This window comes from Pannonibacter sp. Q-1 (assembly GCF_054073275.1).
The window spans coordinates 160,455-173,382 of record NZ_JBSXNB010000006.1; the positions used below are offsets into that span (position 1 = coordinate 160,455).

Genomic DNA, 12,928 nt, shown 5'->3' on the forward strand with positions numbered 1-12,928 from the left:
CAAGACAGATCATGGCACGTACAGCAATCCTCAACGTAATGGTCCAGGCAGCAATGAAGGCCGGACGTTCGCTCGTGCGTGACTTCGGCGAAGTCGAAAACCTTCAGGTCTCGCGCAAGGGCCCCGGCGACTTCGTCTCCGCCGCCGACCGCCGCGCCGAAGAGATCATCCGCGCCGAACTGACCAAGGCACGGCCCACCTATGGCCTGCTGATGGAAGAATCCGGCGAGACGGCCGGCGAAGACGGCCAGCACCGCTGGATCGTCGACCCGCTCGACGGCACCACCAATTTCCTGCACGGCATTCCGGTCTTCGCCATTTCCATCGCGCTGGAGCGCCAGGGCCAGATCGTTGCCGGTGTCATCTTCAATCCGGTGATGGACGAGCTTTACACGGCCGAGCGCGGCCGTGGCGCCTTCGTCAATGACCGGCGCCTGCGCGTTGCCGCCCGTACCGCCCTGCCGGACAGCCTGATCGGCACCGGCCTGCCGTTCCTCGGCCGTGGCGACCATGGCCGTGCCCTCAAGGAACTGCGCTACGTGATGCCGGAAGTCGCCGGTGTCCGCCGCATCGGCGCTGCCGCGCTCGACCTTGCCTATGTCGCCTCGGGCCGCCTCGACGGCTTCTGGGAGCACAGCCTGAACCCCTGGGACATTGCAGCCGGCATCCTTCTGATCCGTGAAGCCGGCGGCTATGTCAGCGACATTGACGGCAAGGACACGATGCTGGAGACCGGCTCGGTCGTCGCGGGCAACGAGTTCATCAAGGCCCAGCTGCAGAAGCTGCTGAAGAGCGCAGCCGAGTAACACAGCAGGCGTTTGCGGATACCCGCGCGCCCGCCCGGCATGAACACGCAGCGCAGAAGCCTTGTGCTTCTGCGCTGTTTTTCTTCCTGTCCCTGCAATCTTCCTCCGTCTTGCCATGGCTTGACCATGGCATCCATGCCCTTGTCTCTCCCGGCCTTCGGCGGCAATGGGCAGGCATACTGTCAGGCTTATAGAGCGGGAAGCTCACGGGGTGGATGCCATGGTCAAGCCATGGCAGGACGAAGACGGAGAGGCTTGGCCTTGCAAAGGGAAGCCCCCTGGAACGCCCGAGAACCCGGGATTCATCCGTTACAGGCCGGAGAGCAAAACCGCTCTCCGGCCTTCTGCTTTTCAATTAAGCTTTTGCTAACGCGCGATTAACGGTTTTCAACAAACGGTAAATCGCGCTATCACTGGTGCCAACAGCAACAGGCGGAAGCTCGACGGTTCATGGCACGCGATTTCGATCCCTACAGCCTGTCCAGTCCCAAGGCGTATCTCTCGTTCATGATCATCTTCCTGGTGATCGTTGCCTTCGTCGCCTTCATCCTGAACCAGCAGATCGCCACGGCCTTCATGAGCAATCCCGGCCTCAACGGGATGATCGTGCTCACCGGCCTGTTCGGCATCATGCTGACGTTTGCCCGCGTCGTGCGGCTGTTCCCCGAGATCGCCTGGGTCAACAGCTTCCGCATCGGGGATCCGGGCATCGAAGTGCGCCGTCCGCCGGTGCTGCTGGCACCGATGGCCTCGCTGCTGGGCAACAAGGTGGGCGAAATGGCGCTGACGCCGACCACCTCACGCTCGATTCTCGATTCCATCGGCATGCGCCTTGATGAATCGCGCGAGATTGCCCGCTACATGACCGGCCTGCTCGTGTTCCTCGGCCTGCTCGGCACCTTCTGGGGCCTGCTGCAGACGGTGAGTGCCGTCGGCTCCACCATCCAGTCGCTGGATGTGGTGTCCGGCGATACGGGCGTCATCTTCGAGGACCTGAAGGCAGGCCTGCAGGCGCCGCTTTCCGGCATGGGCACGGCCTTCTCGTCCTCGCTCTTCGGCCTCACCGGCTCGCTGGTTCTCGGCTTTCTCGATCTTCAGGCCGGACAGGCGCAGAACCGCTTCTACACGGAGCTGGAAGACTGGCTGTCCACCGTCACCGAGATCGAGCAGGAAGAGGCGCGTGCACCCGTTGCTGCGGCACCCGATACAGACAAGCTGCAACTGGCGATCGAGCGGCTGCAGCGCGCGGTGGAGGAAGGCGGCAGCAAGGCCGCCAATCAGGCCATGGCGAACCTTGCCGAAGGCATCCAGGGCCTCGTCAAGCACGTGCGCTCCGAGCAGCAGATGATGCGCGAATGGGCCGACACCCAGAGCGCCCAGCAGAAGCGGGTGGAGAACCTCCTCTCCTCCATCGCAGCGGCCTTTGACCGCGCCAAGGAGTGATCCATGGCGGGGTTTCGCGGCCGCAGGCGCAATCAGGACATCGACTACTGGCCGAGCTTCGTGGATGCGCTGACCACGCTGCTGCTGGTGCTCATCTTCCTGCTGTCGATCTTCGTCATCGCCCAGTTCGTGCTCAGCCAGCAGCTGTCGGGCCGCGATTCGGTGCTGAACCGCCTCAATGCCCAGATCAGCGAGCTGACCGAGCTTTTGTCGCTGGAACGGGCTTCCAAGCGCGATCTGGAAACAACCGTCGCCACCCTGCAGGCCAGCCTCGGCGCCGCCACCAGTGAGCGCGACAGGCTCTCCGGCCTGCTGTCTGACCGCGAGGGCGCCGCCGCCAGCGCCGGCGGCGAGCTAGCAGCCCTCGAGGGCACCCTCAACGAGGAGCGGCAGGTCAGCCAGCGCGCGCTGGCGCAGGTGGAGCTGCTGAACCAGCAGATCGCCGCCCTGCGCCGCCAGCTGGCCGCCGCCAATGCGGCGCTGGAGGCTTCCGAGGCCAAGGAAAACGAAAGCCAGGCCCGCATCGCCAGCCTTGGCCAGCGGCTCAATGCAGCGCTGGTGCAGCGCGTGCAGGAGCTGAACCGCTACCGCTCCGACTTCTTCGGCCGCCTGCGCGAGCTTCTGTCCCAGCGCTCCGATATCCGCGTGGTGGGCGACCGCTTCGTCTTCCAGTCGGAAGTGCTGTTCCCCTCCGGCTCCGACGAAATCAACCCCAATGGCCGGGTGGAACTGGACAAGCTGGCCGAGGCGCTGCTGGAGCTTGAGGGGCAGATCCCGAGCGAGATCCAGTGGGTGCTGCGCGTTGACGGCCACACCGATGCAGTGCCGCTGTCCGGCACGGGGCGCCTGCGCGATAACTGGGAGCTGTCCTCAGCCCGCGCCACCTCGGTGGTGCGCTACCTGATCAGCAAGGGCGTCGACCCCAAGCATCTGGTCGCCGCAGGCTTCGGCGAGTTCCAGCCTCTGGAGCCCGGCAACACCCCCGAGATCAACGCCCGCAACCGCCGCATCGAGCTGAAGCTGACGGAACGGTGAGAGGCCGCCCCTGCCGCTTCGGCACCGAGCACGCAATCAGGCACTGAGTCACCCCGGCCAAGCGCAGCGCGAGCCGGGGACCACTCGCTTGCAGAGAGAGGCCTTTGTCTGAGGAAGCGCGGCAACCGAGGCTTTCTGGTGCGTATCTCAGCCCCTCGCCTCACCCTCACCGCTCTGCGAACGAGTAGGCCCCGGATCTCCGCTCCGCTGCGTCCGGGGCGACGCCGGGAGTGTGGAGCCATCCGGCATCGCATTGATCCAGACCGTGGCATGATCCCCCCCAACAACAAAGGCCGCCCCAATGGGACGGCCTTGAATGATCGCGAAACGCTGACGGCTCAGAAGCGGTAGTCGTCTTCTTCCTCGTCGTCGTTCTTCTTCGAGCCCTTGAGCGCGTTGAGCTTGGCAAAGACCGCATCGGCGTCGATCTCTTCTTCCACTTCGCGCTGTGGGCGGTCGCGGGTGAAGGCGGCGGCGATGGCTTCCTCGCTCGTGGTGTCTTCCACCGGTGCCAGCAGTTCGGTGTAATCGGTCTCCGGACGCGGCGGGGCGTTCTTGGCGGCCTTTTCCACTTCCATGTCCAGCTCGAGCTGGCTGCACAGGCCCAGCGTCACCGGGTCGGATGCCGTCAGGTTGGAGGAGTTCCAGTGGGTGCGCTCGCGGATGGCGGCGATCGTCGGCTTGGTGGTGCCGACGAGGCGCATGATCTGCGCATCCTTCAGCTCCGGATGGTTGCGCACCAGCCAGAGAATGGCGTTCGGGCGGTCCTGACGGCGCGACACCGGGGTGTAGCGCGGGCCGCGGCGCTTGCTTTCCGGCACGACGACCTTGGAACCCTGCAGCTTCAGCTGATAGTTCGGATCACGCTGCGCACGCTCGATTTCCTCGCGGCTGAGCTGACCGGTCATCACCGGATCCAGACCCTTGATGCCCTGTGCGGCTTCACCGTCGGCGATCGCCTTCACTTCCAGCGGGTGCAGTTTGCAGAAGGCGGCGATCTGAGTGAAGCTCAGCGCCGTGTTGTCCACCAGCCAGACGGCAGTGGCCTTCGGCATAAGAGGCGTGTTCGACATCGGTGTAAAATCCTCCTGTCGGCTTCTCCGCCCGGCAAGGCGAAAAAGCGGTATTCCATGTTCGAATGAATGGGAGATTGACCACAATATAGGCTGAGACGGCTTAAAAGGCAAACGCGCAAGCGCGCCTGCCTCAAAGAATCTCGACCTTTTCTGCCGCAACGTCAGACGGCACCACCATCGCCGCCTAGACGGTGAGGACAATCTTGCCGATATGGCCGGAGCTTTCCATCCGCCGGTGCGCATCGGCGGCCCGCTCCAGCGGGAAAGTCGAATCCATCACCGGCCGGATGGTGCCATTTGCGATCAGCGGCCAGACATGCGCCTCAAGAGCCGCCGCAATCGCCGCCTTGAAGTCATTGTCGCGCGGGCGCAGGGTCGATCCGGTGTGAATGAGGCGCTTCATCATCAGGCGGTTGAAGTTCACCTCCATGGCCACCCCGTTGAGATTGGCGATCTGGCAGATGCGCCCCTCGACGGCCGCCACCTGCCAGTTCTTCTCGACATAATCGCCGCCCACCATGTCGAGGGTGACGTGGATGCCCGCCCCGCCGGTGATGCGGCCGATCTCCTCGACGAAATCCTGGGTGTTGTAGTTGATGGCGTGATCCGCGCCGAGCTTCAGCACCGCCTGGCGCTTGTCCTCCGAGCCCACGGTGGTGAAGACTTCGGCGCCAAAGGCCTTGGCCAGCTGGATTGCCGTGGTGCCGATGCCGGAGGTGCCGCCATGCACCAGAAAGCGTTCCCCGGCCTTCAGCCCCACCCGGTCGAACACATTGCTCCAGACGGTGAAGAAGGTTTCCGGCAGAGCCGCAGCTTCCACGATGGAAAGACCGGAAGGCACCGGCAGCGCGTGGCGCTCGTCCACCTTGCAGTATTCGGCATAGCCGCCACCCGCCACAAGCGCGGTCACCTGATCACCGATGTTGAACCGCTCGGCACCCGGGCCACGGTCCACCACCGTGCCGGCCACTTCAAGGCCCGGCAGGTCGGACGCGCCCTTGGGGGCCGGATAGAGCCCCATGCGCTGCATCACATCCGGCCGGTTGACGCCCGCCGCCTCGACCTTGATGAGGATTTCGCCCTTTTGCGCCACCGGCAGATGCCGCTTCTCCGGCGCCAGCACATCCGGCCCGCCGGGAACCGGAATCGCCATCACGGTCATCTCCTGCGGCAGGCCGGGCGGAATGCTGGACGGAATGGCGGACATGGCAATCTCCCTGTATCTGTCTGAAGCGGTTCACACTCTCGCCCGGCACTGTAGAGTCTGTCCGGCGAAAGTGGAAACCGGTTTTCCCGGAAATCGCACGCAAGGCTGCCCTCCCCTCACATGCAAGGTCTCTCCTGAAAGACTGACAGACGCCGCGCCCTGTCCTATTCTTGTCCGCTGGCACAAGCGCGGCGGAGAGGGTTTCAGATCGGGACCTGTTCCGGAATGGGCCACACCCGCCGTGCCAGCCTGTGCCACTGCGCCTGCAAGGCACGGCAGAAAGAGGAGGAGAAGGCAGATGAGTGACGACAACATCTGGGCAGCACCAAAGGCAGCTTCGGCGGTCTTTGTTCCGGGCAGTGATCTCTCGCGTCTGTCCGAGGCCGAGTTGCAGACAGAGATCTCCAACCTGCAAGCAGAGATCGTCCGTCTTCAGCGGGAAATTGACGCCAGAAGCGGTGTTCGCGCAGCAGCCGATGCGCTGTTCAAGCCATCATCATCGTGAAGTGAGAAAAAATCCCAGCATCACCAGACCGTTAAAGGTGGCTAACGGAACGGCATCATTAAAATTTTATTCATTTACGCCATATTAAGCCTTCCGGGAGATAACTGTGAATGTCCAGTTATCTGGATTCCTGAGTGGCTCCTGTCCACTCTGTTTGACGCCTCCCTGTTAATGACTTCGAGCCGCGCGCGCGCGGCTCTTTTTTTCGCCATCGTGACATTGTAAGCAGGGATTCGGTTCACCGCAGCGCCATGGGCACAGCGGCTGGCACGGCAGTTGCTCTTCATCCTGTCAAGAAATCCGCGCGTTTCAAATCGGAACAGAAGCGGATGGCTGGTCCGGACAAGGACCGGGGTCAAATGAGAAGGCGTTAACCCATGACGGACGAAACCAGGAAGCTCAGCATCGTGCCGGAAACGGTCAGCTTCGCAGACCGCCTTGCCGCATCCCAGCAGTTCCAGGCGCTGTTTCATGAGGGCATGGCCCTCGTGGAAGAGACGGCCGCCTATCTGGACGGCAACGGCCGCAGTGAATCGAAGCGGCTGGAGCGCCCTGCCTCGCTTGCCTATGCGACCGAATCCATGCGCCTGACGACGCGCCTCATGCAGCTCGCCTCCTGGCTGCTGCTGCAGCGCGCGGTCAACGAAGGCGAGATGTCTCCCGATCAGGCCAGCACCGACAAGAATCGCGTGCGCCTCGACCGCCTGAGCAGCGCCAATTCGGGCAATTCCTTTGATGCCCTGCCGCTGCGCCTGCAGGACCTGATCCTGCGCTCCGTGCGTCTGCAGGAGCGGGTGCAGCATCTGGACGCCATGCTCTATCCGGTGGAAGAAAAGCCGGAAGAGCCGGTTGCGGCCGAAAACCCGGTGGCCCAGCAGATCGACCGCATCTTCGCGGCTTTCGGCAAGGCCGGCTGAGAGCCGGACTTTACCCTTCCCTTCTCAGGCCCGTTCCGGGACAGGCAGCGTGCCGTTCCGGAACAGCGGCTGCATCAAGCCCGGATCAGCCTGCACCGGTAAGCGCAGACAGGCCATCCCAGACCAGCTTGGTGCCGACAACGGCCATCACGGCATAGACCACGCCGTAGAAGAGCTGCGGGCGGACAATCCGCGTCAGCCGCCAGCCGGCCAGCGTTGCCAGAGGCGCCAGCGGCAACAGCACCGCTGCGGTCGCCAGATTGGCCGCATCGAACTGGCCCAGCAGGAAATAGGGAACAAGCTTCACCACATTCACGGTGGTGAAGAAGATGACGGCCGTGCCCGCGAAGAGCGCCGGAGCAAGGCCGCGCGGCACCATGTAGATCTGATAGGGCGGCCCGCCCGTGTGGCTGACGAAGCTGGTGAAGCCGGAGACCGTGCCCCAGAAGATCCCCGAGGGCAGATTATGCGGCAGCGCCCCGCCTCCCCTGCGCCCGGGACGGAACCTGTCGGCCACAAAGGCCAGCGAGATGACGCCGACCAGCAGCGTCACATGCGCGTTCTCGACGAAGGCCGCCGTCAGCCAGCCCAGCCCCACCCCTAAGATGCCCGCAGGCAGCAGGATTGCGATGGCCTTGCGGTCAAACGTGCCCCGGTAGGCGGCAAGGCTCACGCCGTCCATCACAATCAGCACCGGCAGCATGATGCCAGCTGCCTGGATGGGCGGGATGACCAATGCCATCAGCGGCACGGCGAGCATGCCGATGGGCCCGCCAAAGCCGCCCTTGCCCAGCCCGGCAAGGATGACGGCCGGAATGGCCACGGCATAGAACAGCGGATCGGATATCGGAGACAGGAACATGATGAGGCTTCCGGCGGGACTGTGCCCCCGAAACAGGGGCCACTCTTTGGAGCATAGCCAAAGAGGTTAAGTAAACCCACGCCCCTGCGAATGTCTAAGCAGCCGCCCTCTTGCTTGTGCAGCGCAAGCTGCGACATTCTCCGCCACGCGGCCCGGCAAGGCACAAGCCTGCCCTGGCCGCAAGGGATGGAACCGCCGAACTGTCTGGGAGGACAAGCCATGGCCGCCAGCCGCTATCATGAAACCTATGATGCCTGGAAACGCGATCCGGAGGCCTTCTGGGCGCAGGCGGCGGCTGAGATCGACTGGTTCCGGCCCTGGGACAAGGTCTTCGATGCACAGGAAGGCGCCTATGGCCGCTGGTTCGCCGGGGCCGAGACGAACACCTGCTACAACTGCCTCGACCGGCACGTGGCCCGCGGCCGTGCCGGACAGACAGCCCTGATTTACGACAGCCCCATCACCCGGACGCAGGCCGCCTATACATATCAGGAAATGCTCGACCAGGTTCAGGCCATGGCAGCCGTGCTGCAGGACCATGGGATCGGCAAGGGCGACCGCGTCATTCTCTACATGCCGATGATTCCCCAGGCAGCCATGGCCATGCTGGCCTGCGCGCGCCTGGGGGTCATTCATTCCGTGGTCTTCGGCGGCTTTGCCGCCCATGAACTGGCCACCCGCATTGATGACGCCGCGCCCAAGGCCATCATCTGCGCCTCCTGCGGCATCGAGCCCGGCCGCGTGATTGCCTACAAGCCGCTGGTGGATGCGGCCATCGCCCAGTCGGCACACAAGCCGGAGTTCTGCCTCGTCATCCAGCGCCCGCAGCTTGCCGCAGAGATTTCGCAGGAGCGCGACCGCGACTTCGGCGCCCTGACGGAAGCCGCGTTTCTGGCAGCCCGTCAGGTGCCTTGCGTGCCGGTGAAGGCCACCGATCCGCTTTATGTGCTTTACACCTCCGGCACCACCGGCCAGCCCAAGGGCGTGGTGCGCGACACCGGCGGCCACATGGTGGCGCTGAAATGGTCCATGTCCAACCTCTATGGCATCGCGCCCGGCGAAGTGTTCTGGGCCGCCTCCGATGTGGGCTGGGTCGTCGGCCATTCCTACATCGTCTACGGTCCGCTGCTGCAGGGCTGCACCACGCTGGTTTATGAGGGCAAGCCGGTGGGCACGCCCGATGCGGGCGCCTTCTGGCGGGTCATTTCGGATCACTCCGTCGCCGCGCTCTTCACCGCGCCCACCGCCTTCCGCGCCATCAAGAAGGAAGACCCCTACGGCAAGCTGATGGAGGATTATGACCTCAGCGGCTTCCGCACCCTGTTCCTTGCCGGTGAACGCGCCGATCCGGACACGGTGCAATGGGCGGAGGAAAAGCTCGGCGTGCCGGTGATCGACCACTGGTGGCAGACGGAGACCGGCTGGGCCATTGCGGGCAATCCGGTTGGCCTCGGCATTCTCCCCGTCAAGCGCGGCTCGCCCACGGTGGCCATGCCCGGCTATGACGTGCAGGTGCTGGACGACGCAGGCCACCCGGTGCCAAACGGCACGCTGGGGAACATCGTCATCAAGCTGCCCCTGCCGCCCGGCTGCCTGCCGACCCTGTGGAACGCGGATGCCCGCTTCCGCAGCGCCTATCTGGACGAGTTCCCCGGCTACTACAAGACGGCGGACGCAGGCATCATCGACGAGGACGGTTATCTGTCGATCATGTCGCGCACCGACGACATCATCAACGTGGCCGGCCACCGCCTGTCCACCGGCGCCATGGAAGAAGTGCTGTCCGGACACCCGGATGTGGCCGAATGCGCGGTCATCGGCATCAACGATCAGCTCAAGGGTCAGCTGCCCTGCGGCTTCGTCGTGCTGAAGGCAGGCGTCAACCGGCCGCATGACGAGGTGGAGACGGAGCTTGTCCGCCGCGTGCGCGATGTCATCGGCCCGGTCGCTGCCTTCAAGATCGCCGTCACCGTCGACCGCCTGCCCAAGACCCGCTCCGGCAAGATCCTGCGCGGCACCATGCGGCAGATCGCTGACGGGCAGGAGTTCCGCATTCCCGCGACGATCGATGATCCGGCCATCCTTGACGAGATCGAGACGGCCCTCAGGGAATATGGTGTTCTGACAAGGGCCTGAGACACAGGGCCGCGGTCAGCCATCGACAGGCTGACCGCAAGGCCCTATTGTTGCGCGCGGAACGGCCCTCTCCCGGGCGGTTCACCCCTTGCACAACAACGAGGATTTTCCCTTGTCCCTCACCAACAAGGTTGCCATCGTCACCGGCGCCTCGCGCGGTATCGGTCTTGCCATTGCACGGCGCTTTCTGAGCGACGGCGCCAGGGTCGTCATCGCGGATATCGACGACGAGGCCGGCGAAGCCGCTGCCGAAGAGCTGAAGCCGCTGGGCGATGTGCTCTATGTCAATTGCAACGTCGCCGAAGCGCTGGACGTGCGGAACCTGGTCGCCGAAACGCTGAACGCTTTTGGCGACATCGACATTCTGGTCAATAACGCGGGCATCGTCGCCGGCACCGATTTCCTCAATCTGGAGGAAGCCGATTTTGACCGGGTCATTCAGGTCAACCTCAAGGGCTCTTTCCTGGTGTCGCAGGCCGTTGCCCGCCACATGGTGGAGCGCGTCGAGGCGGGCGGCACGCCGGGCTGCATCATCAACATGTCCTCGATCAACGCAGTTCTGGCGATCCCCTCGCAGATCCCCTACTGCGTGTCGAAGGGCGGCCTTGCCCAGCTGACCCGCGCCACGGCGCTTTCGCTGGCGCCCTATGGCATCCGCGTCAACGCCATCGGCCCCGGCTCGATCATGACCGACATGCTGGCGGCGGTGAATTCCGACAAGGCCGCAAAGAACCGCATCCTGTCGCGCACCCCGCTCGGCCGGATCGGCGAAGCTTCGGAAATTGCCTCCGTCGCCGCCTTCCTCGCCTCCGACGACGCATCCTACATGACCGGCCAGACGCTCTACGTGGACGGCGGCCGCATGCCGCTCAACTACACGGTCGCCGTTCCGGACGGCGACTGAGCGCTCCCGCATTCAAACAAAAGCTGCGGCGGCCGTTCCCTGAACGCGCCGCCGCAGCTTTTTCAGGCGCCGGCCAGCGCATCCTCGCGGCTGGCGTCGAACTGGAGGCGCGCGAGGCGGGCATAGAGGCCGCCTTCGGCAACGAGATCCGCATGCCGGCCCATCTCGACGATGCGCCCCTCTTCCATGACGATGATCCGGTCTGCCTTCAGCACCGTGGCAAGGCGGTGGGCGATGACCAGCGTGGTGCGGCCCTGCATCAGCTGCTCCAGCGCCTTCTGCACCTGCACCTCGCTTTCCGCATCCAGCGCGCTTGTCGCCTCGTCCAGCAGCAGCACCGGGGCATCCTTGAGAATGGCACGGGCGATGGCAATGCGCTGGCGCTGACCGCCGGAGAGCGTCACACCGCGCTCGCCGATCACCGTGTCATAGCCCTGTGGCATGGCGGAGATGAAGTCATGGGCACGGGCAGCGCGGGCAGCCGCATGGATTTCCTCCAGCGAGGCACCGGGGCGTCCATAGGCGATGTTTTCTGCCGCCGTCGTGCCAAACACCACTGTGTCCTGCGGCACCAGCGCGATGCGGGAGCGCAGGGCCTGCGGGCTGACATCGCGCAGGTCAACGCCATCCAGACACACGCGGCCGGCCACCGGGTCATAGAAACGCATCAGCAGGTGGAAGAGCGTCGACTTGCCTGCCCCCGACGGCCCGACGATGGCGGCCGTTTCGCCCGCCTTCACGTCAAGGGTCACCTCCCGCACGACGGGACCACCGCCGGTGTGGCCATAGGCGAAGCTGACGCCCTCGAAGCTCACTTCGCCGCGCGCCGGGCTTGGCAGGGGCTTGGGATGGGCAGGCGCCTTGATCACCGGCTCGATGCGCAGGATCTCGCCCAGCCGCTCCGCAGCGCCCGCAGCCTGCGAAATCTCGCCCCAGACCTGCGACAGCTCGCCCAAAGCCCCGGCGGCAAGGATTGAATAGAGCAGGAACTGGCCGAGTTCTCCGCCGGTCATCCGGCCCTCGAACACGTCCCCTGCGCCAATCCACAAGACTGCCACCACGCTGGAAGCGATGATGAAGATGGCAAAGCCCGTGAGAACCGCCCTGGCGCCCATGGCGCTGCGCGCTGCGCCAAACGCCTCTTCCACCGCCTTGCGGAACTTGCCTGCCGCAACGCTTTCGCTGGTGAAGGCCTGCAGCGCACGGATGGCGCCCAGCATTTCCGAGGCAAAGGCGGAAGCACCGGCCAGCGTGTCCTGCGCCCGGCGCGAGCGCTTGCGCACCGAGCGGCCGAAACCGATCAGGGGCAGCACGATCACCGGAATGGCGGCCAGCACGATGACGGACAGGCGCGGGCTGGTGAAGACCATCAGCGACACGGCACCGATGAACATCACCAGATTGCGCATGGCGATGGAGGCGCTGGCACCGAAGGCGGACTTGATCTGGGTGGTGTCCGCCGTCAGCCGCGACAGGATCTCACCCGAGCGGGCGCTGTCATAGAAGGCCGGGCTAAGCGCCGTCAGATGGGCAAAGACATCCGCCCGCACATCGGCAACGATGCGCTCGCCGATCCACATGACGAGGAAATACCGGCAGGAACTGGCAAGAGCGAGGGCCGCCGCAACGCCGATCAGCATCAGGAAGTAGGAGTTGACCAGCGCCGGATCGCCTGCGGTGAAGCCGTTGTCGATCATCCGCCGCACGGCCACAGGCAGAACCAGCGTGACGGAGGCCGCCGCAAACAGCGCCGCCATCGCCCCGGCAACCATCCAGCGGTAACGCAGCACATAGGGGAGAAGCTGAGCCAGCGGCCGCAGTGAGCGGCGGCGTGCTTCAGCCTCGCCTTCAGCGCCCTGCATTGCCGTATTTGCGTCTCTTGCGCCGTCAAACTGCCCGCTCATTTGCCTGCCCGTCAGCTCTGTCAACCTGTCCTGCCATCACTTGGCCCATGGCAGCGGCAATTCCAAGCGGAAAAAGGCGCCTGCAAGCGTTTGCCTGCCCTTGTCTTGCCTGCCGTCTTGAGATATAGCAGCG

Annotated in this window: 11 protein-coding genes; 7 read left to right on the forward strand and 4 right to left on the reverse strand. The window is 64.6% G+C overall.

Annotated features, from left to right (window positions below; all coding sequences use genetic code 11):
- Window positions 1-11 precede the first annotated feature (11 nt).
- The 3 genes from ACVNHC_RS17820 to ACVNHC_RS17830 all read left to right on the forward strand — a co-directional run bounded on the left by ACVNHC_RS17820 (window position 12) and on the right by ACVNHC_RS17830 (window position 3,284).
- Window positions 12-806: an inositol monophosphatase family protein gene (locus ACVNHC_RS17820; RefSeq protein ID WP_050472459.1), complete on the forward strand. Its 795-nt coding sequence runs from the start codon at window positions 12-14 to the stop codon at window positions 804-806.
- Window positions 807-1,256: 450 nt separating this feature from the next.
- Entirely contained in the window at window positions 1,257-2,249 is a 993-nt protein-coding gene (locus ACVNHC_RS17825; protein ID WP_457168416.1) for a flagellar motor protein MotA, read from the forward strand.
- 3 nt (window positions 2,250-2,252) lie between these two features.
- Complete coding sequence (locus ACVNHC_RS17830) at window positions 2,253-3,284, forward strand: peptidoglycan -binding protein (RefSeq protein ID WP_457168418.1); 1,032 nt, start codon at window positions 2,253-2,255, stop codon at window positions 3,282-3,284.
- 338 nt (window positions 3,285-3,622) lie between these two features.
- Here the strand turns inward: ACVNHC_RS17830 and ACVNHC_RS17835 are convergent, their stop codons facing one another.
- Window positions 3,623-4,357, reverse strand: coding sequence for a DUF1013 domain-containing protein (locus ACVNHC_RS17835; protein WP_050472456.1), 735 nt, complete (start codon window positions 4,355-4,357; stop codon window positions 3,623-3,625).
- A 187-nt stretch (window positions 4,358-4,544) separates the two neighbouring features.
- Entirely contained in the window at window positions 4,545-5,567 is a 1,023-nt protein-coding gene (locus ACVNHC_RS17840) for an NAD(P)H-quinone oxidoreductase (protein ID WP_457168420.1), read from the reverse strand.
- Window positions 5,568-5,865: 298 nt separating this feature from the next.
- On the opposite strand from ACVNHC_RS17840, the gene ACVNHC_RS17845 reads away from it, so the two are divergent.
- Both ACVNHC_RS17845 and rcdA read left to right on the forward strand, forming a co-directional pair.
- Window positions 5,866-6,072, forward strand: a complete 207-nt coding sequence (locus ACVNHC_RS17845; protein ID WP_457168422.1) for a DUF1192 domain-containing protein — start codon at window positions 5,866-5,868, stop codon at window positions 6,070-6,072.
- A 377-nt stretch (window positions 6,073-6,449) separates the two neighbouring features.
- Window positions 6,450-6,989 carry a protease adaptor protein RcdA gene (gene rcdA / locus ACVNHC_RS17850; protein ID WP_058898771.1) on the forward strand — a complete coding sequence of 180 codons (540 nt, stop codon included), beginning with the start codon at window positions 6,450-6,452 and terminating at the stop codon, window positions 6,987-6,989.
- An 85-nt stretch (window positions 6,990-7,074) separates the two neighbouring features.
- Here rcdA and ACVNHC_RS17855 read toward each other — a convergent pair whose 3' ends face one another.
- Window positions 7,075-7,851 (reverse strand): sulfite exporter TauE/SafE family protein, encoded by a 777-nt coding sequence (locus tag ACVNHC_RS17855; RefSeq protein ID WP_082205886.1) that lies wholly within the window; start codon window positions 7,849-7,851, stop codon window positions 7,075-7,077.
- A gap of 219 nt (window positions 7,852-8,070) precedes the next feature.
- On the opposite strand from ACVNHC_RS17855, the gene ACVNHC_RS17860 reads away from it, so the two are divergent.
- Both ACVNHC_RS17860 and ACVNHC_RS17865 read left to right on the forward strand, forming a co-directional pair.
- Window positions 8,071-9,987 (forward strand): propionyl-CoA synthetase, encoded by a 1,917-nt coding sequence (locus tag ACVNHC_RS17860; protein WP_457168425.1) that lies wholly within the window; start codon window positions 8,071-8,073, stop codon window positions 9,985-9,987.
- Between the two features lie 112 nt (window positions 9,988-10,099).
- Window positions 10,100-10,891 (forward strand): SDR family NAD(P)-dependent oxidoreductase, encoded by a 792-nt coding sequence (locus tag ACVNHC_RS17865; RefSeq protein ID WP_050472555.1) that lies wholly within the window; start codon window positions 10,100-10,102, stop codon window positions 10,889-10,891.
- A 62-nt stretch (window positions 10,892-10,953) separates the two neighbouring features.
- Here ACVNHC_RS17865 and ACVNHC_RS17870 read toward each other — a convergent pair whose 3' ends face one another.
- Window positions 10,954-12,753, reverse strand: a complete 1,800-nt coding sequence (locus ACVNHC_RS17870; RefSeq protein WP_457168590.1) for an ABC transporter transmembrane domain-containing protein — start codon at window positions 12,751-12,753, stop codon at window positions 10,954-10,956.
- Window positions 12,754-12,928: the final 175 nt, after the last annotated feature.